This is a genomic window from Romboutsia sp. LXY-2 (assembly GCF_056171995.1).
In genome coordinates this window covers 112,258-135,460 of record NZ_JBKFGI010000003.1, presented here as the reverse complement: position 1 = coordinate 135,460, position 23,203 = coordinate 112,258, and the positions used below count along the sequence as shown (strand labels likewise).

22 protein-coding genes are annotated in these 23,203 nt (G+C 27.9%); 5 read left to right on the top strand and 17 right to left on the bottom strand.

Annotation, left to right across the window (positions count from 1 at the left end; translation table 11 throughout):
- Positions 1-207 precede the first annotated feature (207 nt).
- The 9 genes from ACI48P_RS06490 to ACI48P_RS06450 all read right to left on the bottom strand — a co-directional run bounded on the left by ACI48P_RS06490 (position 208) and on the right by ACI48P_RS06450 (position 8,545).
- Positions 208-594, bottom strand: coding sequence for a hypothetical protein (locus ACI48P_RS06490; protein ID WP_475214667.1), 387 nt, complete (start codon positions 592-594; stop codon positions 208-210).
- 155 nt (positions 595-749) lie between these two features.
- The gene (locus ACI48P_RS06485; protein ID WP_475214666.1) at positions 750-1,991 is read right to left on the bottom strand and encodes a peptidase U32 family protein; all 1,242 of its coding nucleotides are present in this window, start codon (positions 1,989-1,991) and stop codon (positions 750-752) included.
- 183 nt (positions 1,992-2,174) lie between these two features.
- Complete coding sequence (locus ACI48P_RS06480) at positions 2,175-3,527, bottom strand: NCS2 family permease (protein ID WP_475215030.1); 1,353 nt, start codon at positions 3,525-3,527, stop codon at positions 2,175-2,177.
- 147 nt (positions 3,528-3,674) lie between these two features.
- Positions 3,675-4,196: a TIGR04002 family protein gene (locus ACI48P_RS06475; RefSeq protein ID WP_475214665.1), complete on the bottom strand. Its 522-nt coding sequence runs from the start codon at positions 4,194-4,196 to the stop codon at positions 3,675-3,677.
- Between the two features lie 173 nt (positions 4,197-4,369).
- On the bottom strand, positions 4,370-5,164 hold the full coding sequence (locus ACI48P_RS06470) for a class I SAM-dependent methyltransferase (protein ID WP_475214664.1): 795 nt from the start codon (positions 5,162-5,164) through the stop codon (positions 4,370-4,372).
- A gap of 210 nt (positions 5,165-5,374) precedes the next feature.
- Complete coding sequence (locus tag ACI48P_RS06465) at positions 5,375-5,767, bottom strand: DUF3887 domain-containing protein (RefSeq protein WP_475214663.1); 393 nt, start codon at positions 5,765-5,767, stop codon at positions 5,375-5,377.
- A gap of 377 nt (positions 5,768-6,144) precedes the next feature.
- Positions 6,145-7,446, bottom strand: coding sequence for a sensor histidine kinase (locus tag ACI48P_RS06460; protein WP_475214662.1), 1,302 nt, complete (start codon positions 7,444-7,446; stop codon positions 6,145-6,147).
- Positions 7,443-8,165, bottom strand: coding sequence for a LytR/AlgR family response regulator transcription factor (locus ACI48P_RS06455; protein ID WP_475214661.1), 723 nt, complete (start codon positions 8,163-8,165; stop codon positions 7,443-7,445). Before ACI48P_RS06455 ends, ACI48P_RS06460 begins: the two co-directional genes overlap by 4 nt.
- Positions 8,166-8,323: 158 nt before the next feature.
- Positions 8,324-8,545 carry a hypothetical protein gene (locus ACI48P_RS06450; protein WP_475214660.1) on the bottom strand — a complete coding sequence of 74 codons (222 nt, stop codon included), beginning with the start codon at positions 8,543-8,545 and terminating at the stop codon, positions 8,324-8,326.
- Positions 8,546-8,693: 148 nt separating this feature from the next.
- On the opposite strand from ACI48P_RS06450, the gene ACI48P_RS06445 reads away from it, so the two are divergent.
- Together ACI48P_RS06445 and ACI48P_RS06440 are read left to right on the top strand one after the other, a co-directional pair.
- Positions 8,694-9,173 (top strand): permease, encoded by a 480-nt coding sequence (locus tag ACI48P_RS06445; protein WP_475214659.1) that lies wholly within the window; start codon positions 8,694-8,696, stop codon positions 9,171-9,173.
- Positions 9,174-9,692 (top strand): permease, encoded by a 519-nt coding sequence (locus tag ACI48P_RS06440; RefSeq protein ID WP_475214658.1) that lies wholly within the window; start codon positions 9,174-9,176, stop codon positions 9,690-9,692.
- Between the two features lie 177 nt (positions 9,693-9,869).
- On the opposite strand, the gene ACI48P_RS06435 is transcribed toward ACI48P_RS06440, so the two are convergent.
- From ACI48P_RS06435 to ACI48P_RS06415, 5 genes are all read right to left on the bottom strand, one after another.
- Positions 9,870-11,141 (bottom strand): sensor histidine kinase, encoded by a 1,272-nt coding sequence (locus ACI48P_RS06435; RefSeq protein WP_475214657.1) that lies wholly within the window; start codon positions 11,139-11,141, stop codon positions 9,870-9,872.
- Entirely contained in the window at positions 11,125-11,793 is a 669-nt protein-coding gene (locus ACI48P_RS06430; protein ID WP_475214656.1) for a response regulator transcription factor, read from the bottom strand. Before ACI48P_RS06430 ends, ACI48P_RS06435 begins: the two co-directional genes overlap by 17 nt.
- 147 nt (positions 11,794-11,940) lie before the next feature.
- Positions 11,941-13,023 (bottom strand): Na+/H+ antiporter NhaA, encoded by a 1,083-nt coding sequence (nhaA, locus tag ACI48P_RS06425; RefSeq protein ID WP_475215029.1) that lies wholly within the window; start codon positions 13,021-13,023, stop codon positions 11,941-11,943.
- Positions 13,024-13,442: 419 nt separating this feature from the next.
- Positions 13,443-13,634, bottom strand: coding sequence for a DUF1450 domain-containing protein (locus ACI48P_RS06420; RefSeq protein ID WP_475214655.1), 192 nt, complete (start codon positions 13,632-13,634; stop codon positions 13,443-13,445).
- A gap of 70 nt (positions 13,635-13,704) precedes the next feature.
- The gene (locus ACI48P_RS06415) at positions 13,705-14,037 is read right to left on the bottom strand and encodes a hypothetical protein (RefSeq protein WP_475214654.1); all 333 of its coding nucleotides are present in this window, start codon (positions 14,035-14,037) and stop codon (positions 13,705-13,707) included.
- A 218-nt stretch (positions 14,038-14,255) separates the two neighbouring features.
- Between ACI48P_RS06415 and typA the strand changes: the two genes are divergently transcribed.
- Positions 14,256-16,082, top strand: a complete 1,827-nt coding sequence (typA, locus tag ACI48P_RS06410; protein ID WP_475214653.1) for a translational GTPase TypA — start codon at positions 14,256-14,258, stop codon at positions 16,080-16,082.
- A gap of 1,010 nt (positions 16,083-17,092) precedes the next feature.
- Here the strand turns inward: typA and ACI48P_RS06405 are convergent.
- On the bottom strand, positions 17,093-18,229 hold the full coding sequence (locus tag ACI48P_RS06405; protein WP_475214652.1) for an aldo/keto reductase: 1,137 nt from the start codon (positions 18,227-18,229) through the stop codon (positions 17,093-17,095).
- A gap of 334 nt (positions 18,230-18,563) precedes the next feature.
- Between ACI48P_RS06405 and ACI48P_RS06400 the strand changes: the two genes are divergently transcribed.
- Both ACI48P_RS06400 and ACI48P_RS06395 read left to right on the top strand, forming a co-directional pair.
- Complete coding sequence (locus tag ACI48P_RS06400; RefSeq protein ID WP_475214651.1) at positions 18,564-19,499, top strand: magnesium transporter CorA family protein; 936 nt, start codon at positions 18,564-18,566, stop codon at positions 19,497-19,499.
- Positions 19,500-19,627: 128 nt separating this feature from the next.
- A complete protein-coding gene (locus ACI48P_RS06395; protein ID WP_475214650.1) occupies positions 19,628-20,620 on the top strand; it encodes a calcium/sodium antiporter in 993 nt (330 codons plus the stop codon).
- A gap of 69 nt (positions 20,621-20,689) precedes the next feature.
- Here ACI48P_RS06395 and ACI48P_RS06390 read toward each other — a convergent pair whose 3' ends face one another.
- On the bottom strand, positions 20,690-21,001 hold the full coding sequence (locus ACI48P_RS06390; RefSeq protein ID WP_475214649.1) for a hypothetical protein: 312 nt from the start codon (positions 20,999-21,001) through the stop codon (positions 20,690-20,692).
- 185 nt (positions 21,002-21,186) lie between these two features.
- Positions 21,187-23,043, bottom strand: a complete 1,857-nt coding sequence (locus ACI48P_RS06385) for a tetratricopeptide repeat protein (RefSeq protein ID WP_475214648.1) — start codon at positions 23,041-23,043, stop codon at positions 21,187-21,189.
- Between the last annotated feature and the right edge of the window lie 160 nt (positions 23,044-23,203).

Sequence of the window (23,203 nt, the reverse complement as noted above, 5' to 3'; positions counted from 1 at the left end):
AATAAACACATAGATAATAATATATTTATAATAATTTTAAGTATCATTAAATATTTCAGCTTCCCTTTCTCCGATTTTTATTATTTTTTATATAGATTATTATATACTATTTTCTTTTGCTATTCTAATTACTTATCATATTTTACTATAAAATCAAAAGGATATTACCAATCTAATGGTAATATCCTTTTATTCAATCTAAAAGTATTAATAGCACTCTGTTCTTCTTTCAATGCCTTGACCTATTCCTCTGTACACAGACTCTTGTAATGGCTTACTAGTACTTCCACTAACCTCACCATTACTTACATCTACTTTAAAGGTACCAATACAATATTTATCTAAAAATCCTGCATCATCATACATCGTATAATAAGACTCTACAAGATATACATTGTCCTTAGTATCTAACATAACAACTTGATTATAATCTGGATAGTAAATTTTATTTTCTCTTATATAACCTTCAACTATATTAATTGCTTCTATATTTGTAATGTTTGTATCTTTGCTTTCTTTAGTGTTTGAAGTTGTGCATCCTGTTAATAGCGCAATACATACTAATGGTATTGCTAGGATACTTCTAGATGTCATTTTTATTCCTCCAATATTAGGTTATAAATTGATATATAAAATAATTTATACTATATAATATTATTCATAGCAAAAAAGATGAATACAATAATAAAAAATTATTAAAGCATCCATCTTTTCCTTATGATTGAATTATCAAATAGTTATTTGTTAACTTATACTGTTTTGATCGTTGCAATTGGCTTTCTTAATAAATAATCTTTACCAACTTCTAAGTCTAGCTTCATCTTAACTATTTGTCTTGCATGTGGAGCACATTCTATTGGTTCTCCCTCTTCATTGTACATCTCTAATATAGTAGCATTCATAGTTTCTTTAAATGGTCCTATAACTTCTATTTTATCTCCAACAAACATTCTATTTCTTTGTTCTACTATAACTAAATCTGAATTTTCTTCATGATCTCTAACTATACCTATAAAATCGTAGTTTCTTATATAAGATGCTGATTCATAGTTGTGTGATGTTTCATTAGGTCTATTAAGGAAGAATCCAGTATTGTAATCTCTATGACTTCCTTTTTTAAGTTCTTCTAACCACATAGGATTAAACTTCCAGTTCTCTGGATCTTTATAGTAAGCATCTATTGCCATTCTATATGCTCTAACTGTAGTTGCTACATAATAAGCAGTTTTCATCCTTCCTTCTATCTTTAAACTAGTTATTCCACTTTCAAATATTTCAGGAATATATTCTATCATACATAAGTCTTTTGAGTTAAAGAAGAATGAAGCATCTACTCCTTCTTGTACTGGCTCGTATTTACCAGGTTCTTTTTCTTCAACTAACGTATATTTCCATCTACATGATTGAGCACAAGCTCCTCTATTTGCATCTCTACCAGTTGTGTAATTACTTATAACACATTTACCAGAGTATGACATACACATAGCTCCATGTACGAAGGCTTCTATATCCATATCTTCTGGAGTATTATCTCTTAATTCTTTTATTTCCTTAAATGATAATTCTCTAGCCATAACGACTCTCTTTGCACCTTGGTTGTACCAGAAGTTTGCACCTTGAGAGTTTGTAGTACTTGCTTGAGTACTTATGTGTATTTCCATGTTTGGTATAGTTTGTTTTACCATAGTTAATATACCTGGATCACTTACTATAACCGCATCTACGCCTATTCTATCAAGTTCTAATAAGTAGTTCTCTAATTGGTCAAGCTCTTCATTTCTAGGAATAATATTTATTGTAACAAATACTTGCTTTCCTCTTTCATGAGCAAACTTAACTCCTTCTTCCATTTCTTCTATAGTGAAGTTTTTAGCTGCCGATCTCATACCAAAGATTTCTCCACCTATATAACATGCATCTGCTCCATAAGTAAATGCTATTTTTAATCTTTCTAAATCACCTGCTGGTGCTAATAATTCTACTTTTCTCATTTTTTCTCCTTTGTATCTATAATTTATAGTCACGAACTAGTCATTGTATATATAATTATCTTTACCCAAATACAACATTATAAAACTCATTTATTATATCATTAATATGTAGAATTTTGCAATATTTGCAAAAAAATCACCAGTAATACATTACATATTACTAGTGAAGTATATCTAACTAATTTATAATAGCATCAACTTAATTGCAAATAAAATTGCCAATACAATCATGACGACTGAAACTTTTTGCTTATCTTCGGCTTTCTTAGCTCCCAATATATTATATAATACGTTAATTAATACATAAGTCAATATACCAAGAGTTAAACCATCACCTATACTATAAGTAAGTGCCATACCTACTATAGTAATAAACGCTGGTACACCTTCAGTAATATTATCAAAATTAATTTCCTTAACAGCGCCTAGCATTAAGTATCCAACATATATTAACGCCGGAGCAGTAGCACATGATGGTATTGAAATAAATATAGGAGAGAAAAACATTGCTATTAAGAATAATACTCCTGCAGTTATAGCTGTCCATCCTGTTCTTCCTCCAGATACAACACCTGTTGAACTTTCAACATAAGTAGTAACTGTAGAAACACCTAAACATGAACCTACTGTAGTAGCACAAGCGTCTGCTAACAATGCTCTACCAACATTTGGAACATTACCATTTTCATCTAACATATTTGCTTTTGAACATACACCTACTAATGTTCCAACTGTGTCAAAAAAGTCTACGAATAAGAATGTACATACAACTACTAAAAATGTACCTATGTTATCTGGATGGAAAACATACCCTAAATCTATCTTTCCTGCAATTGGTGCTATGCTCTCAAACTTAAACACACCGCTTGGTAAATATATACCTAAGCTTTGTGCTGTTTCTGGATTTATTAGAGCATATCCCCAAGCCATAAGTGAACTTATTACTATTCCAAATAATATTGAACCTTTTACACCTTTTTTATCAAGAACTGCAATAATCAATAAACCAATTAAACATATTATTACCGTTGGAGAAAACTCACCCAGCATAACTAATGTAGATTCATTTGGAGCTACTAATCCACATCCTACCATTCCTATAAATGCTATAAATATTCCTATCCCACCAGTTACAGCTAATTTCATATTAACTGGTATTGAGTTAACAACTGCTTCACGTACCTTAAATAACGTCAGTAAAATAAAGATTATCCCTTCTACAAAAACTGCTGTTAAAGCTACTTGCCAAGAGACACCCATTCCTAGAACAACTGAAAAAGCAAAAAAAGCATTAAGTCCCATACCAGGAGCCATAGCAAATGGTAAATTTGCTATAATACCCATTAATATACAGCCAAAAGCTGCTGCAAGACAGGTACCTGTAACTAGTGCCCCTACTGGCATCCCTGTAGCTGATAATATGTTTGGATTTACCGCTATAATGTATGCCATAGTTAAGAACGTAGTAAGACCTGCTAACATTTCTTTCTTCATGTCTAAATTCTTATTTGTCATAATGGGAAATAGTTTCTGCATAGTAGTCATATTTTGTTTACTAGCTTGCACAACAACACCCCCTAAAACCTTTTAATATTTAAATTTATATAAAAAAAATAGTATTACTTATTAAATAATACTATTTTAGGCTCTCTTTTATTCTATATTTTATATTTATTTATATGATTAAACGCGCTTTTTCATATTAATTTTGTCAAATGCTAGTCCTAATATTATAAAAACTACTAAGCTTCCTATTGGCTGAACTAATCCTAGTAAAGAAAGTACAAAGGCACTAGTAAAGCTTCCAAATATAATTCCTTCTGCTACCATATATAGAACTACACCTAAAGTTCCAGCAACTGCAGCTCCAAGTACATTTCTAGTATTTATTATTTTTTCATCTTTTGAAGAAATGCATAAAACTAATATAGATTTTATAATTACAGTTGGTATAAACCATATTGCTGCTCCTGTTACAATGTCTGCAAGACCTGCTCCTATTACTGCACAAGCTATTGCATATGGTGTTGGTAATATTGCTGCTGCTAAATATATAAATGCATCTCCAACATGAACATAACCATTATTCCCACCTAAAGGTATGTGAAAAATATATGCAGTTGTTAAACATATAATGGCAGCTAATAATCCACACATAACCATATTTTTAGTCTTAGTATGACTAATATTATTTACATTTTCCATCTCAACCACTCCCTCTATTTTAACTGTACGCTTATACTTATGATGTCTGCTTGATTTTATATCATACAATTATAATACTAAAAAAAGTGATTGTTTGGTAGTTTCTATCAATAACTTCTTTAAAAACGTATATTGTACCCATACAATTTCACAATCTATTAAACATATAATATTTACTTTTTCCTTCCAATAAATAAACAATGCTTGCTATAGCCTACTAATCTTTTATTTTCACATGTACTAAAGTGATATTTCATCCATAATTGGAATTCATCATCACTAAAATCATTTACATTTGATCTAAGCATATCTGATATTCCATCAGTTCCAATATGACTTAATTTTTCAACATTATTATTTATCATTAGTTCTTCTATTTCATCGTATGATGAAAAGTAAAAACATTCTTTGTTATCTACATACTCTATCCCTGTTTCTAATGTCTCAAAAAGTCCATTATCATTAATATCATCTTTATTTCTTCTTATCATATCTATAAAATGAGCAAATTTACTTATATATGCAACAGCTATTATTCCGCCTGGTTTTAATACTCTTAAACATTCATCTATACACTTTATTCTGTCATTTTCTGATGTTAAATGATACATGGGTCCTAAACATAATACGGTTTCATATTTGTTGTTTTTAAATCTACTTAAGTCTAAAGCATTGCCTTGTTGAATATCTATACCCTTTTTTATTTCATTACTTTTATCTTTCATTATTTCTATATGCTTTTCTGAAAGTTCAAAAGCTGTAACATCAAATCCTTTTTCTAAATAATAAAAAGAATATCTTCCTGTTCCTGCTCCAACCTCTAACATTTTGTTTTTGTCTAGTATGTATTTGTCTATATATGATGTTGTTGTTATAAATTCAATACTATGCGACTTATCTTTTATTAATCTTTTGTCCTCATCATAATTTTCATAATATTTTTTTACTTGTGCTTCAATTAGACTCATATTCCCATCCCCCATACTTTAATACAATATTACTTACTATAAGTATAGCTATATTAATATATTAAAGAAATAGATTTTCAAATTAAAAATTCATCTCACTTGATTACATGAGTTATGCATATATTGCGAGCATTGTAATACCATAATGTGTAAAAAAAGACTAGATATTACTCTAGTCTTTTGCGTTTATGCTTATTATATTTTGATCTTTTATTTCATATATAATCCTTCTAGCTCAAGATTTTCATTAAATGTAATTGTAAATGTTACATTTCCATTTTTGTATTTAGCCATTAGGGCTATAGTTGCTAAACCTTCATTTCCTACTACAGTTTCTTTTTTAATTTTTTCAAATTCTCCTACAGTTTCTTTTATTGGTTGCCAAACTTTTTTTAGCTCTTCTATCGAAGCAGCTGATTTAAGTTTTTCAGACATTTTTGCTTCTAATCCATCATAGTTTTCTTCATTTAATAATTCAATTACTCCTACTCCACTTGTTTTTACTTCTTCTTCATCATAAACATCACTTAATTTTGAACTGCTACATCCTACTATCATCCCACCTATTAAAAGTACCATTGATAGTAATTTAAATTTCTTCATAATAACTCCCCATCCTTTTTATCTAATAATTTTTTAGATTTAAATATAAATATCCCTAATAATAATGTACATATAGCTATATATGCTTCAACTCCTATAATCCCAATAATAATTCATATAAATAAGGATTGAATGTTAGTTTAATATACCATGATGCAGTCGGCAATACATATGTTAGTATTGGTATTCTTATTAACATTTATGAAGCAAAGAATATAAACATACATATAAAAAAAGCTTTACAGTTTTATTTTTGGATTTATCAAAATATATAAAACTAGAAATTGGTGCTAAAAAACATATTAATACGCTAAATTACAAAGCAAATATAACCTTCTCGGAAACCATACTTCCCTCCCCAATAACCAAAACTATTTTTAAGTAGGAATAAGAATATTTACTCTAAATTCATTATCAGTATAGTCTATAACCATAGATGCTTCATAATTTTCTAAAGTTCTTATAATATTTCCAATGCCTAGCCCCTGATGGTCTTTCTTTGTTGATTTAAATGTCTTACCTTTTTTTATTGGCTTACTCTTTGTTGAGTTTATTATGTTTATTACTATGAAGTCATTAAACTTATTTATATCTAATTTAATATAGCTACTTTCTTTAACATCATATGCAGCTTCTATAGCATTATCCAAAAGATTAGAGAATATTGTTGTAATATCAATATCTCTAACAAATTCTAAACCTACATCACCAGTATTATATTTTAAATCTATATGTGTATTTTTTATTTTATTAAACTTATCATTTAAAATAATATTAAGGACTCTATTTCTAGTGTAATACTTTTGATTCAATTCATTTAACATCCTATGAATATCCTCTGTATACTTTTTTCCTGTTTCTTTATCACCAACACAATACAAGCTTTCTACGGTTTGTAAATGATTTCTAATATCGTGAATTATCTTTCTAGACTCTTCATATTTTTTTTCTAAATTATCATAGTATTTGTACTGCAACTCTGTTTGTTGCTGAAATAAATTAATTTCATTTTGCAGTACATTATTTTTCGATATAGTCTCGAAAATATAGGTTGTATATATATTTAAACCTATAGTTAAAAATATATTAATGATGAATAATACTACCTCAAAAAATCCAGAATACAACTGTAAATACATTACCAGTGTGTAAATATATATTATACTAATTGTTGGTATTATTAAAAAACCAATAAATTGTGATAATGTAACTTTTTCGACTTTTTTTCTATTTATTAACTTAGTAAATATTTTAACAAATATGTATTCAATAAATCTTACAACCACAACTGCAAAGATTTGCTTATAGTACATATCTTTAAAGCTTATTTTCAGTAAAGATACTATTATTAAAAATGCATTCTGGGCTATAATATCAAATAATAAAAAGCTAACTGAAAATATAAAATAATATATTAAATATATTTTAGAATTATTGAAAAGAAAATGTCCTATTAATAATATTCCTACCACTAAGCTTAAAATATTTGTAACTATATTACCCATAAATGACAATAGTGTAGATATTAAAAAGAATAATATAAATGCAACCCAATAATATACTTTTTTTCCATATATATTTCTATCCAATCTTCTCATAAAATCAAAAAATGTATATATTAAAAACATATTTCCCATAATAGGGAACAATAAAAATGCAATAAAATAAAGATCTATCATCTATTTCTCCCTCTTTGTTTATCCATTCGATTGCTAAGATAAATATTCAGACTGTCTCTAAAGCAACTAGATTTTTTCTGAGATAAAGGTAAAATACTTCCATCCATCATATAAATATCATAGCCCTTTACAGACTTAACATTGTATAAATTTATACAGAAACTTTTATGAGGTATCTCAAAACCATAATCCTCCATTTCTTTTACCACTTCAGATATTTTCTTGTTTAATGTATAAGATTTATCTCTTGTCTTCATAATAATTTTTCTAGATTGATACTCAAAATAAAATATATCATTTAACTTAACCCTAACTACACCTTCTGTTGTGATAAATTCAAGTATCTCATCATTTTCTTCTACTGTATATGAAAGGGCTTCATCTAATTGTTTATATAATTCATTACTTTTTATAGGCTTTATTAAATAAGCAAAAGCATGAACACCAAATGCCTCATATGTATAGTCAGTGTAATTAGTAATATAAATTATTTTAACTTTTTTATCATACGCCCTTATTTTTTTTGCTGTATCTATCCCACTTAGACCTTCCATATCTATATCTAAAAAAATAATATCAAAATTTATACTACTATTTATTAGATCTTCTCCAGATGTGAAAGTTAATATATTTATTTTATAACTTCCGTATTCCTCTAATAGTTTTTTTGTTTTATTTACTATAATAATTTCATTATCACATATTGCAATATTCGTCATGATTAATTCTTCTCCACTTTTATATTTCTAGTACAATTATATATAATAGCATATAATATTACCAATATTTTACATAAGTTACAGTATTAAATACATAAGCTACAGAAAAAAACACCTAGTAAAAACTAGGTGTTTTAAATATAGTATATTCAATCAAACTATTTTTTTATTTTTTTCACTTGTTTTTCTATTTTCTTACCAAATGCATTATCGTCATACTTGTCTACTAAATTATCCTTCATATTATTCATATTGTGTAATGCACCTTGAGCATCAGATTTTAAATCAGTGGCAGTGTGCTTAATAGCATGTCCAACTTTGTTTATTCCTTGTTGTAAATCATTTTTCATATTATTAAAATCATTAGTTAATTTAGACATAATAAAAACCTCCTAAATATGTTTTTATTATTTTCCCCCAAAAAACTAATATTATTTATCCAACTAGTTCCTATATTTAGTTTATTATTATACATTAACTAATTTACTGATTCTTTCATATTATTAAATATAACTAGGAGGGATAATTATGACTTCGTATATTCTTTATGGTGTTGCTGTAATATTGTTTTTATTCTCATTAAAAAAAGACAAAAACAAAACAAAAAAAGCATTAGTAATTGCATATAAATCTATTGAAAATATTATGCCACAATTTATTTCTATTATTATAATCGTAGGTATAATATTATCTATTCTTGATACTAATACTATTTCACTAATAATAGGAGAAGATTCTGGATTTTTAGGTACATTATTTTCTGCAATAATTGGTTCAATTACAATGATGCCTACCTTTGTTGCCTTTTCTACTGCTGATACATTATTAAAAAGTGGCGCTGGATATGCTCAGGTTTCTGCATTAGTATCTACTCTTACTTTAGTAGGTGTTTTGACATTTAGTTTAGAGGCAAAGTATATAGGAAAAAGAGCTGCATTCTTTAGAAATTTTATAGCTTTTTTATTTTCTATAATTGTTGCTTTCATTATGGGGATGGTGTTTTTATAAATGAATCTTAAATATTTTCTAAAAAGATATAAGTACTCATTAATTTGTATATTTGTTTTGATCGCTATTTTTATTTTTAATAAGAATCTTGGCATTGGCGCATTTAATAGCACAAAGTCAAGCTTTTTACAAATGCTATCAGTTTTACCACCTATTATGTTAATGCTCGGCCTTTTAGATGTATGGGTTTCTAGAGAGTCGATGATGAAATACATGGGAGATAATTCTGGAATTGTCGGTATTTTATTATCTATATTAATAGCATCATTGGCTGCTGGTCCTATGTATGCTGCTTTTCCTTTCACAGCAGTTCTTTTAAAAAAGGGAGTAAAATTTTCAAATATAATAATATTCATGAACGCCTGGTGTGTAACAAAGTTATCTACACTACTTTTTGAAATAGGTGCTCTTGGTTACAAGTTTACATTTGTTAGACTACTTATAGATATTCCCGGTATAATAATAATGGGATATATAGTTGATTATCTGGCAAATAATAAAAAAAAGCCCATAAATTAAATTTATGGGCCTAAGGGGCTGATAATCTCTTTGGAGGATGTGAGGGGGAGATTATCAGCTTTTCGGGTATTGTATTATCTTACGAATTATTAGCTTGTTTTTCTATACTTATATAATAATACTTCAATGTGAATTTAGTGTGAGTTTTTTATGAACAATCATTGAAATTATATTTTTTTACAAAATAATTGTAAATATTACTGACTTTGACTTATTTCGTAAAGAATATTCATAACCATGACTCTTTAGTATTTTACTTACTATATATAATCCTAAGCCACTTCCTCCAGTTTTTCTTGAACGAGATTTCTCAACTCTGAAAAAAGGATTAAAAATTTCATCAAGGTATTTCTTTTCTATTTTTGTACCAGTGTTTTCAACTTCTAATCGAATCTTCCGCTGACTATGTCTCCAAGCTTTTTTTATATTTTTATCTTTATATAATCTAACTATCAAAGTCCCACCTTCTGGCGAGTATTTTATCGCATTGTTTATTATATTATTTATAGCTTTGGTGATTTTTTCTTCATCTGCTCTTATTATTATATTTTCTTCAATAGTTATTTCTGTTTTTAATTTTCTATCTTCAATTAAAAATGTTTGTCTCTCAACAAGTTTAATTAAAAGTTCACTTATATCAAAATTACTAAGCTTTAGCTTAGTTTCAAGTATATCGGCTTTTGACATTTCCATCATCTCATTGACTAAATCCTTTAGCTCTTGAGTAGATTCATATGACTTTTGTAGATATGTATCTCTATCTTTATATTTTCCAACATTATATATCATACCTTCTAATTGCCCACTGATTATTGTTATTGGTGTCTTAAGTTCATGAGAAATTGTTGCTACAAAGTCCTTACGTCTGTTTTCTTCTTCTCTTTCACTTTCAATAATATCTATAAGTGGCTTAGTAATAACCTTTGAATAAATATATGCCCCCAGTATTGCTATACCTAAAGATAACAATATAATAAACGGCATTAAGTTTCTTATTACTTCATTTGCCTCATCTATTGGTTGTAGAGGCATAACTACACTTAACTTATATGGTTGATCACTTTCATTTGTTCTTATAAAAACAGTTGTAGCATATTCCTCTGCATTTTCTTCAAGTCTGTTTTTGGTGTAAGTAAGTAAAATAATTTCATTCTTACCATATACAATTCTACCACTAGGATCTCTTAATGAAATCCCAAGGTTTTGCTCTCTAGAAATATATTTAAGTTCTTGTTTTAGATAATCTAAATCATTATGTTTTGCAGTTTCGACTAATCCATATATCGCACCTTGAAGATTTTTAGTTTTATAACTATGATAATATGAAGGTAATAAAAAATATAAGACTAAATATATTGCAATAGCAAGTCCAATTAATAAGGCTGAAGTTATTGAAAATAACTTATATCTTATATTTACATGTTCCCACTTATTAAATATCTTTTTCAAGGCTATATCCTATCCCTTTAACCGTTTTAATATATGGCAATTGCATCTTCTTTCTGATATTTTTTATGTGTGCATCAACTATCCTAGTATCACCATAATAATCATATCCCCATATGCTATCTAATAACTGCTCTCTTGTTATTACTTGAGGGAATTTTTCTATAAGCATTTTTAAAATATTAAATTCCTTTAAAGTTAATTCGATTACCTCGTCTTCTATTTGAGCTGTATATGTATTTAAGTCTAACTTTAATTTTTCAAATGACAAGCTATTGTCATTATGACTATCTTTACTTCTTCTTAGCACTGCTTCTACTCTCTTAATTAGTAAATTAAAAGAAAATGGTTTAGTTATGTAATCATCACATTCTAACTCAAAACCTTTAACTTGATTTGACTCTTCATTTAATGCACTTAAAAATATTATGGGAGTATCTGATTGTTGTCTTATCATCTTGCACACTGAATATCCATCTAAGTTTGGCATCATTATATCTAGCATTACAAGATCATAATTTCCTTGCTTGAATTTTTGTATTCCTTCTAAACCATCATTAGCAGAATCTACGTTATAACCTTCTGCTCCTAAGAACTCTACAATCAATTCTTGTATATTAACATCATCTTCTACGACCAATATAGATTTTGGCATTTTATCATCTCCATTCTTATCCTAAACATTTATTATTTCTCTTTCATATTACTATTTTATCTCTTTATTGTGAATTTAGCATGAATAAATAAAATTATTATCAAATAAAAAAAGGACATCCTTAATTTTTTAAGGTTGTCCTTTCTTCTATTTACCAAGCCTTATATGAGATAAAATAAAATCTCTACTTAAAATAGGCTTTAATGAAATTGACATATATGTAAGTCCTGCCGATAAGATTGCAGCAAGTAAAATGGACATTTTCGCTGCATCTACAATATTATGATTATATGAAAATGCAATTTCAGATACAAATATTGACATTGTAAATCCTACACCTGCAAGTATAGCAACTTGAAGTAATGAACTCCAGCTTGTATTTTTAGGTTTCTCTACTAAATGTAGCTTTACACCTACGTAGCTAAATAACATAATTCCTAATGGCTTCCCTATTACTAGCCCAAATATTATACCCATCATTAATGTACCCATATCATTATAGTTTAGATCCATGCCTAATGTAATAGCTGTATTTGAAAATGCAAATAATGGTAAAATAAAATAATTGCATAATGGCGTTAATTTATTCTGAACCTCTTCAACCAAAGACTCTTTATTATCATTTTTTTTAGAAGGCATTACCATAGCCAATAATACACCACTAATAGTTGAGTGTATTTCACTTGTATAAACAAAATACCATAGTATTAAACCCATCATTATATATGGTAATATTTTCGTTATTTTAAGGATTTTGTTCATATAAACCAAAATACACATCATTACCATTGTTCCCATAACTCCTGATACATTAATATGTGATGAATAAGCAATACCTATTACTAAAATCGATATAAGATCATCAACTACTGCTAATGATAGTAAGAATATTTTAAGACTCGGATTTAACTTATTTTTTAATATCATAAATATTCCAATAGCAAATGCAATATCCGTTGATATCGGCACTCCAATACCATTTACAAAGTTAGTATTATAATTAAAAAATAAGTATATTAGCGCTGGTACAGCAACGCCTCCACAAGCTGCTATAACAGGAAATCCCGCCTTTTTCATTGATGATAAGTTTCCATAAAGTATTTCATGCTTTATCTCACATCCTACAACTAAGAAAAATATTGCCATTAAAAAATCATTAACAATTGTATGTAAGTTAAACTTGCCAATTATTTTAATATCACTAAAAATATAATTATAAACTTCCTTAATTGGACTATTGGCAATACTTATTGCTAGTAATGTAGCACAAACTAGTAATATGCCTGGTTAACACCTCTGGTTCTATTTTTTTTCTTAAATCTTTACTTACTAATGCTTTTAAATTCATTTTAAAGTCACCCCTTTTTCCCCCAATTAATCCCATGCTACATATATTATGATATAAATGGTTATTTTTATCAAATCATGAAATAATTTAACAATTTAATGTTTTTATAGTTTTTTTTAGATTTAATTTACTTATTATTATCATAAGCAAAATACAACATTTTTCTCATTTATAAAAAAGCCGAAAATCGTTTTTTATTTTATTTATTTTTTTTATTAATATATATAATTAGTCCTTAAAAACACCTTATATGTAAAAAAGCCACAATCTATACCTAGATTATGGCTTTAAGTCTTATCTATTATTTTTTTAATTCAGCTATTAAATCTTCTTCACTTTGTTTTATAATTAAATCTCCATCAACTTTTGCAACTGCTTCTTTTGAAAATGCTCTACAGGCACCTATACATCCTGTTTTTATATTTTCAGCTCCAAAAGTTTCTTTTAATTTATTTACATCAACATTTGAGCAATGTGGGCATACTCTAATCATAATTTTGTCCTCCTAGATATTTTTGATATTAAAATTATACCCACATGAATAATATCTAAACAAAATTACTTTAATATTTACAAATGGATTCTTTCTTTTCTTCAAAAAAATCTTCAACTTTTTGTTTATGTCTATAATATTCTTTAATATCCACATACTGATTATCTTGGGTTTCATTTGCAATATAATCAGTATTAATGTAAACATATGGATTATATTCCATGCCTTTACTTTCTAAGCTTGTGACAACAAAATACTTGTCAATACTGAGCACAGTACTTAATAAAATTGGTATTCCCACAAATAAAAAAATATATTTTTTATTTTTTATTAATGCTCTGTATTTTTTTTCTAATTTTCTTCTTCTAAAAGATATTACATTTGTTGTTTTTTTCGTTAACACCCCTTACGCCCCCTGAATAAAACATTTTCCCTTCTATTAATATTATATAGTATTCTCATCACACCATCAATCGACTTTAAACTTATTTATTTTGCACAAAATATTATTGTCACATTCTAATAATTAATAGTTGTGATTTTAACTAATAGTATCTTGTATACACATATATACTGTGATATACTTAATAAGTTATTTTAAAATAGAAAGGAAATTTGATAATGTCATCAAAAAATAAAATCATAAATATTGCAGTTATTGCCCACGTCGATGCTGGGAAATCAACATTAGTTGATGCTTTTTTACATCAATCTGGTACATTCAGAGATAACGAAGTAGTAAAAGACTGTGTAATGGATAGTAACGACCTTGAAGCAGAAAGAGGTATAACAATATATTCAAAAAACTGTTCTATCAACTACAAGGATTACAAAATAAACATAGTTGATACACCAGGACATAGTGACTTCTCTTCTGAGGTTGAACGTGTTATAAAAACTGTTGATACAGTTATATTACTAGTAGATGCTAGTGAAGGGCCAATGCCTCAAACAAGATTCGTTTTACAAAAATCTTTAGAAGCTGGACTTAGACCGATACTATTCATAAACAAAATAGATAAACAAGACCAAAGAGCTGAAGAAGTTGTTGATGAAGTTTTCGACTTATTTGTTGACTTAAATGCAACTGACGAGCAATGTGAATTCCCTATAATATACGGAATAGCTAAGCAAGGTATAGCTAAGAAAGAAATGGAAGATGAAAGCGAAAGTTTAGCTCCATTATTTGAAACTGTTACGGAACACGTTGAAGCTTACCCTGACTATAGTGATGAACCTTTACAATTACAAGTTTCTGCACTTGCATACGATGATTATGTAGGTAGACTTGGAATAGGTAGAGTTTACAAAGGAACTGTAAAAAATGGTGAAACTGTTTCTATATGTAAAGCTGATGGTTCTGTAGCTAAAGGAAGAATAGCTAAACTTACAGTTTATGAAGGATTAAACCAAGTAGAAAAAGATGAAGCATACGCAGGTGATATAGTTGTTGTAGCTGGTATATCAGATATATCTATAGGTGAAACTATTTGTGAAGCTAATAATCCATTACCAATGGAACTTATACACATAGAAGAACCTACATTATCTATGAACTTCTTAGTTAATGATTCTCCATTCTGCGGTAAGAGTGGTAAATTCGTTACTACAAGACACTTAAAAGACAGACTAGATAAAGAATTAGAAGTTAACGTTGGGCTAAAGGTTGAGCCAATGGATACTACTGATGGATACAGAGTATCAGGACGTGGAGAGCTTCACTTATCTATACTTCTTGAAAACATGAGACGTGAAGGATATGAAATAGGTGTTTCTAAGCCTGAAGTTTTATTCATAAAAGAAGAAGGTAAACTAATGGAACCAATGGAAAGAGTTATAGTTAACTGTCCAGAAGTTTACTCAGGAACTGTTATAAACAAACTAAACTTAAGAAAAGCAATGATGGAAGCTATGGAAATAGAAGGTGATTATGTTAAAATAACATTCATCGCTCCAACAAGAGGATTACTTGGATACAGATCTGAATTCATAAACGATACTCGTGGAGAAGGTTCATTAGTTAGATCATTCGAAAGATACGAAGAGCACAAAGGTGAAATACCAGGAAGAACAAACGGAGTTTTAGTAGCTCAAGGTTCTGGAACAACTATGGCTTATGCACTTAGTGCTTTAAGTGAAAGAGCTCAAATGTTCGTTGAACCTGCTGTTAATGTATACGAAGGTATGATAATCGGTATGAACTCAAGAAAAGACGACATGACAGTTAACCCATGTAAAAACAAGAAGTTAACTAACGTTCGTGCTTCTGGTACTGATGATGCTGTTAAATTACAAGCTGCTAGAACATTCACTCTAGAAGAAGCTTTAGAATTTATAGAAGATGATGAATTAGTTGAAATAACTCCAGATGCTATAAGATTAAGAAAAAGATTCTTAAACGAGCATGATAGATTAAGATACAACAAGTCAAGACAAGCATCTAAATAATAAATATTAGAGAATTAATTCTCTTTAAACAAAAGAGTTGTAAAAATGATTTATCATTTTTGCAACTCTTTTTTATTACTCCTGCTCTTCCCTATTTTTTATAGCAAAAAAATTATGAGATGGATCCAGCGCAGGGATTTATATGTAAGTTCACATGTCATTTGCAGACCGCTTTTGGGTCTGCATGACATAGAACTTATATATAAATCTCGGAGCGATAATCCATCTCATAATTTTCACGTCTATATAAAATTAATTATTTTCTACCATGTCTTCTAATATGTGGTTTTCTGATATATATGATAAAACAGTTAGTCCGTACATAACTAGTACTAACGCTGCTGTAATTAATAAAATTGCCATGTTTTTAATACCTCCTTTTCTTTTATTATATCCATCTTATATGAACTCTTTATGAATTTTATTTGAATAATTATAGTAATTTAAGAATATATTTCATAAAATTATATATTAATACCATTATTTTTTCCCTTAGTTTTTTATATTTTTAAACAAAAAATATTTTAAAATTACTTTATATAATCATACAAGACTTTTCCATTTTAAACTAGTTAAAATTAGTTACAAAATCCATAATAGTTAATTTTATAAAATGAGTTATAAAAAAATTATTGACTTAAACACCTTAATCTCATACTATAAAAAAATAATATTTTAAAAGCAATGACTGGGAAGATAAAACGTATGACTGCGTTAAAGCTTTAAGTGGATCATTAGTCAATTTTAGTGAGCCAGAGTTAATTAAAATAGCTACCGATATAGATGGCAGTCCAAACAGTGTTACACATGCAATACTTGGAAATATAGCTATATCTATATTAGATAGTAATAACGTCCATTATGATATAGTTGATTATTGTAAAAATTCAGATTGTCTAGGAGCATTTCTAAACCTTAATATTTTTATAAATAATTGAGTTTACTCTTCCTTATTTCCTTACTTAAATATAATAAGCCAGCATTATTATGCTGGCTCTTTATATACTTATTTATTTTGAATTAAATGTATTGTTTACTACTTTAAGCATTTCTCTAATTTCTATATTTTGAGGACACTTTGTTTCGCATATTCCACACTGTACGCATAATGATGCATCATTATCACTTTTTACTAGTGAACTGTATTGTGTATTATAAATTTTTTCAACTGCGTCAAACATGGAAGCATTATTTAGTAACTCAAAGCATGTTGGAATACTTACTCCCTTTGGGCAAGGTAGGCAATACTTACATCCAGTACAATTAACCTTAATCTTAGATTTAAATTTATCTTTAAGTTTACTAATAATCTCTTTTTCTTCATTAGTCATAGAGTTTTGTGTACCTTCTTCATCAGCTATTTTTAAGTTATCAATTACATGATCCATAGATGACATTCCACTTAGTACTACACCAATCTCTTTTCTATCATATAAAAACTTAAATGCCCAACCTGCTGCATTTTTATTTGTTGGAGCTTCTTCAATTATAGCTTTAATTTCTTTTGATAGATTATTTACTAAAGCTCCTCCTCTTAAAGGTTCCATTATTATTACACCTAGATTTTTAGAAGCAGCATACTCTAATCCTTCTGTACCTGCTTGATAATTTTCATCTAAATAATTATATTGTATTTGAGTAAAGTCCCAATCAAAATCATCAATTATCTCTTTGAATACTTCTAATGTATCATGAAAAGAGAACCCTACATATCTTACCTTCTTCTCTTCTTTTATTTTATTTATAAAATCAAATAAACCAAGTTCTCTTACCATATAATAAGTCTCTTTATTTAAAGCGTGTATCAAATAATAGTCTATATATTCAGTATCTAATCTTCCTAACTGCTCACTTAGATATTTATCCATATCTTCTCTACTTTTTATTAACCAAGTTGGAAGCTTTGTAGCTAGGTTTATTTTTTCTCTATATCCATCTTTTAACGCCTTACCCACAAATGATTCACTTTCCCCTTTATGGTATATGTACGCTGTATCAACATAATTTACCCCATTATCTATTGCATGTCTTAACATTTCTGTTGCTTTTACTTCATCTATTTTTCCATCTTTTTCTGGAAATCTCATACATCCAAAGCCCAAAATAGACAATTTTTCCTTACATTTTCCAAACTCTCTATATCGCATAGTATCCCCCTTATTAACAATTATTTCCTTAATTATATTATAGATCTTTACTTCGTGCTATACTATAGTTATATAGTATTTATACTTTTTTAAAAATCTATTGAAACTATGTTCTAAAAATGATAAATTATATAAGAGTAATTAATCTTTAAAAAAAATAGGAGAGTGATTAGAGATGGATCATAGTCCCTTGCCGGACAAAAAAACTCGCGCCATCATTTATCATTATCTAAAATAAATAAACTAATTCCTTTATTTGATTATATAAATTAGTTATTTTATAGATAATATTAAATGATGAGATTTATATAAAACTGAATAAAGGATGTGTGCCATGATAAGATATTATAAGACTATTGATTCTAAATTAGAGAAACTTAGTTCTTTTGAAACTGGCTGCTGGATAAATCTTATTGAACCAAATCAAAGTGAAATTAATGAAATATCAGAACTTTTAAATTTGGACGTTGAAAGTATAAAATCAGCACTAGACGAAGAGGAACGTTCAAGAATAGAAGTAGAATACAATCATACCCTTATACTTATAGATATTCCTGTAGATGATAGTGATTCAAACGCTACTCATTATACTACAATACCTCTAGGTATTATAGTAATGGATAATGCAATATTAACAGTATGTACAGCTCAAACAAAAATATTAAATGACTTTATAGTTGGACATATAAAGGATTTTTATACTTTTAAAAAGACACGCTTCATTTTACAAATTCTTCACAAAAATGCATCGTATTACTTACATTACCTAAGAAGAATAAATAGAATGACTACAGTTATAGAAAGAGAAATCTACAAGTCTATGAAAAATAAGGAACTAATTCAACTTCTAGAACTTGAAAAATCACTAGTTTATTTTTCTACGTCATTAAAAGCCAATGAATTAGTATTAAGTAAACTAGTTAGAACAACTACAATAAAAAAATACTCAGATGATGAGGATTTATTGGAGGACGTAATCGTTGAAAATAGGCAGGCTCTTGAGATGGCCACTATTTATGGAGATATATTAAGTAGAATCATGGATGCATTTAGTGCTATCGTTAGTAATAACCAAAATAATGTTATGCAGTTCTTGACGTCTGTTACTTTAATTACAACTATACCAACTATAATTTCAGGATTCTTTGGTATGAACGTTGGTGGGATACCTTTAGAAAGTCATTATAATGGTTTTTGGATAATTATGCTTATTACTTCTTTTATATGTTTAATAGTAACTTTCTTCATGTCTAGAAATAAGCTATTATAATTTAAGTATTTTTATCATATAAGGTTTATATACAAAAAATTCATAGCCTTCAATTCAAATATAATTTATTTGCTTTGAAGGTTTTTTATCATTTTACATAACACTGGTGGGGGAATAATATGGAATTTATGTTGTTGTTGCTAGGCTTTGGATTATTAATAAAAAGTGCTGACTATGTTGTAGACGGCGCTTCATTTATGGCTGAATATCTAAAGATTCCGGCTCTTATAATTGGTTTTACTGTAGTTGCATTTTGCACTAGTGCACCAGAACTTGCTGTTAGTGTTACTGCCTCGTTAAAATCCCAAAATGATTTAGCGTTTGGTACTGTTATCGGTTCTAATATATTCAATTTACTTATTGTCATAGGTATGGCAGGATTTATAAAAACTTTATATATGGAAAAAGCCGCTATTTATAAAGAGTTTCCTTTTCTGATACTATCTTCAATACTAATTTTGATACTATGTAGCGATATGGTATTTAGTCCTGGATTAGTAAACAGATTAAGTAGAACTGATGGTATAATATTAGTTATTTTTTTTGGTGTTTTTATTCATTCCTTATTAAAAGTTACACTAAAACCAAGAAATAAATTTATGCTAGATGAAGTCTCTTTATCTTTAGATGTTGATAGTTATAGTAGTAGCCAAGATAGCGTTGCAAAATGTATAAGTTTAAACAAAGCTTTACTGCTTTCTTTGATTGGTGTAATAGGATTAATAATTGGTAGTCAGATTGTTGTAGAAAGTGCTATTATTATTGCCGATAACTGGGGGGTAAGTAGCCAGCTTATTGGACTAACAATAATTTCAATAGGAACTTCTCTTCCAGAATTTATTATTGCAATTATAGCTGCCTCACGGGGTGAATCAGACATAGCATTAGGAAATGTAATTGGCTCTAATACCTTTAATATTCTTTTTATTTTAGGAGTTTCTTCGCTAGCTTCACCAATGCCTATTAGCTCAGAATTACTTTTAGATATAATATTTATGATTATTGCTACAACAATAACTTATATATTTGCTCTTCGAGAGAAAGATATCAACAAATTTGAAAGCATATCTTTAATATGTATATATGTTCTATATGTGTTATTTCTTCTATCATCTTATTAACTTGAAATAATATATTTATATGATTTGTATGAAACAAAGCTATGTTATTTAACATAGCTTTGTTATATTTTATTTATATTTGACACACTCAATAATTAAATTATCTTTTATAACAAATGTAATTATAGCGTTTCCAACTCTAAATGGTTCAACTAATACTTCATCAGCATCTTTAATTGATTCTTCAATGCTATCTACTTTATAAGCAATATGTGGTTGAACTTTCAATATTTCTGGAAGTGAAGAATAAGGTTCAAATCTAACATATTCTACACTGTAAGGATGTTTTTCTGGACTCGTACAATAAACTTTTAGATCTTTTAAATATACTTCTTCTCCTTTGATTTCTTTTGTTGGAATGCCCACATGTAAAAATCTCATACTACTCTCTCCCTCACTTATTATTTAATTTTTAAATAAACTCTTTTACTTCCATAAGGACATTATTTTTTGTATGTTATTATTTAATGACTCAATACCTATAATTAGAACAATAATATATGTGTATAAAAATAAGCTATACACAAATATAATATATGTGAATAGCTTAAAATATTACTAATTTATTATTCTTTTATCGTTCCAATCTTCATATCCCCTTGAATATCTTCAAATTCTTCGTTTAAATCCTCTTCAATACTTAGTATATATATTGGTACATACTCTTCTTCATCTTCTTCTTGCAATTCAAATGGTGCTATTAATACTTCATCAAAATTTAAATTTATCTTTGGCATAGTATTTATTATTTCTTTGCAATCATCATAATTTTCATTGGCTAGTACTTCATACATATCCAGACTCTTTTTATAATAAAGATTTGCTAGCATATACTCACATTTTTTATTACCTAACTTCATTCCTTCTTTAAAGTATTTTTCAGCTTCTGAGTTTTCATTCAACTTTAAATTTATTTGTCCAAGGTTATATATTGATTCAACACACCCTTGGCTCCTTGCCTTTTCGTACCAATACTTAGAATTATCATAGTCTTTATAATACATATCATGTATCACTGCTACCATATGTTGTGAATATATATTATCTTCATTAGCCGCTACTTCAAACATTTTTTTTGCTTCTTCATAGCTACCTTCATTAAAATGTATTCTACCTAAATGAATTCGTGCATTTATTAGATTTTTATTTGATGCAGAAATAAAGTATTCTTTTGATTTTTCTAAGTCATGTTTATTTTCATATATACATCCTAACTTATACATACTATATACATCATTATTTTCTGCAGCTTTTTCATACCATATTATCGCTTCATCTATATTTTCACACTCTTCATATATAGTACCAAGCTTACTCTGACAAGTTAAACTACCAGAGTTTCTCAAATAATATGATATAGCTTTTTCTATATCATTTTTTTTATAATATAAATCACCTAAATTTTCTATTGATTCCTTACAACCATCAGCTATAGCTTCTTCATAAAGCTTTATTGCATTTTCGTAATCTTCCTCTTCAAAATATAAACCAGCTAAATTATTTTTAGCTTCACACATATTGTTTTCTGCTGCCATTGTGTAATACATCTTTGCGCTTTCTATATGATTTTCCTTATTATATAAATTACCTAATTTATATTGCGATTTAGTATGTTTATTATCAATTGCCTTTTTATAATATGTTATAGCTTCCTCTTTAAGATTTTGATTATCATATATACATCCTAGTCTATATTGAGATTTAACATCATTTTTATCTGCACTTTTTATATAAAAACGTTCCGCTTCTTCAAGATTATTAGATATCTCCATCATTAGACCCATATTGTAACACCCCTTTATGTGCCCAACTTTATGAAGCTGTTTATATAAACTTATTGCACTTTTTTCATCAACATCTTTACTTAATACTGCTAAGTTATATTTTGCATCTTCATCTAACAATATAGATCCTTTCTTATAATATTCAAGTGCTTCTTCTTTTCTATCTAAATGATTATATAAAACTCCTAGGTTATAACATGCCTTAGGAAAATTTGTATCGCATGCTTCTTTAAGCCATTTTTCACTTCTTGCAAAATCTTTTAAATAAAAGTGTGTAACTCCTAAATTGTTTTGACTCTTTATGTCACCTAATACAGCAATCTTTTCGTACCAATATAATGCATATTCATAGGCTTCAATTTCAAAATACATATTGCCAATGTCAAAAGCAGCATCTTCATATCCATTTTTATATGCCATACTATACCATTTTTCTGCTTCCGCATTTTGTTTTTTACTTCTATAAATATTACCTAACGTGTACTGAGATTTTACATATCCTTCTATTGCCGCTTGCTTATAGATTTCTATAGCTTGATCTATTTTTCCCATTTTCTCTAAAAGCGCTCCCTTTGCATGGATTACCTTTGGATCATTTGGTATTTCTTTTATTTTTCTAAATGAAAATTTTGAACTCATATCAATTTACTCCCTATTTATTACATTTTTACTATTAACCATTATATAACATAAATTTGAATATAATTAATTATTACTTCTTTTGTAAATATATTGTAATTATTATTACTAGTATTTACATACACGTAAATCTTATGTAGTAATGGTAATCTTTATGTAC

What these genes read in the sequence shown, in the direction of transcription:
- ACI48P_RS06400 (WP_475214651.1), top strand. Translation starts at nt 18,564, where the DNA reads ATGATAAGATATTATAAGACTATTGATTCTAAATTAGAGAAACTTAGT.
- ACI48P_RS06460 (WP_475214662.1), bottom strand. Translation starts at nt 7,446, where the DNA reads ATGATAGATCTTTATTTTATTGCATTTTTATTGTTCCCTATTATGGGA.
- ACI48P_RS06445 (WP_475214659.1), top strand. Translation starts at nt 8,694, where the DNA reads ATGACTTCGTATATTCTTTATGGTGTTGCTGTAATATTGTTTTTATTC.
- ACI48P_RS06390 (WP_475214649.1), bottom strand. Translation starts at nt 21,001, where the DNA reads ATGAGATTTTTACATGTGGGCATTCCAACAAAAGAAATCAAAGGAGAA.
- ACI48P_RS06470 (WP_475214664.1), bottom strand. Translation starts at nt 5,164, where the DNA reads ATGAGTCTAATTGAAGCACAAGTAAAAAAATATTATGAAAATTATGAT.
- ACI48P_RS06450 (WP_475214660.1), bottom strand. Translation starts at nt 8,545, where the DNA reads ATGTCTAAATTAACTAATGATTTTAATAATATGAAAAATGATTTACAA.
- ACI48P_RS06395 (WP_475214650.1), top strand. Translation starts at nt 19,628, where the DNA reads ATGTTGTTGTTGCTAGGCTTTGGATTATTAATAAAAAGTGCTGACTAT.
- ACI48P_RS06440 (WP_475214658.1), top strand. Translation starts at nt 9,174, where the DNA reads ATGAATCTTAAATATTTTCTAAAAAGATATAAGTACTCATTAATTTGT.
- ACI48P_RS06480 (WP_475215030.1), bottom strand. Translation starts at nt 3,527, where the DNA reads ATGCAGAAACTATTTCCCATTATGACAAATAAGAATTTAGACATGAAG.
- ACI48P_RS06455 (WP_475214661.1), bottom strand. Translation starts at nt 8,165, where the DNA reads ATGACGAATATTGCAATATGTGATAATGAAATTATTATAGTAAATAAA.
- ACI48P_RS06420 (WP_475214655.1), bottom strand. Translation starts at nt 13,634, where the DNA reads ATGATTAGAGTATGCCCACATTGCTCAAATGTTGATGTAAATAAATTA.
- ACI48P_RS06475 (WP_475214665.1), bottom strand. Translation starts at nt 4,196, where the DNA reads ATGGAAAATGTAAATAATATTAGTCATACTAAGACTAAAAATATGGTT.
- ACI48P_RS06405 (WP_475214652.1), bottom strand. Translation starts at nt 18,229, where the DNA reads ATGCGATATAGAGAGTTTGGAAAATGTAAGGAAAAATTGTCTATTTTG.
- ACI48P_RS06490 (WP_475214667.1), bottom strand. Translation starts at nt 594, where the DNA reads ATGACATCTAGAAGTATCCTAGCAATACCATTAGTATGTATTGCGCTA.
- ACI48P_RS06465 (WP_475214663.1), bottom strand. Translation starts at nt 5,767, where the DNA reads ATGAAGAAATTTAAATTACTATCAATGGTACTTTTAATAGGTGGGATG.
- ACI48P_RS06430 (WP_475214656.1), bottom strand. Translation starts at nt 11,793, where the DNA reads ATGCCAAAATCTATATTGGTCGTAGAAGATGATGTTAATATACAAGAA.
- typA (WP_475214653.1), top strand. Translation starts at nt 14,256, where the DNA reads ATGTCATCAAAAAATAAAATCATAAATATTGCAGTTATTGCCCACGTC.
- ACI48P_RS06485 (WP_475214666.1), bottom strand. Translation starts at nt 1,991, where the DNA reads ATGAGAAAAGTAGAATTATTAGCACCAGCAGGTGATTTAGAAAGATTA.
- ACI48P_RS06385 (WP_475214648.1), bottom strand. Translation starts at nt 23,043, where the DNA reads ATGAGTTCAAAATTTTCATTTAGAAAAATAAAAGAAATACCAAATGAT.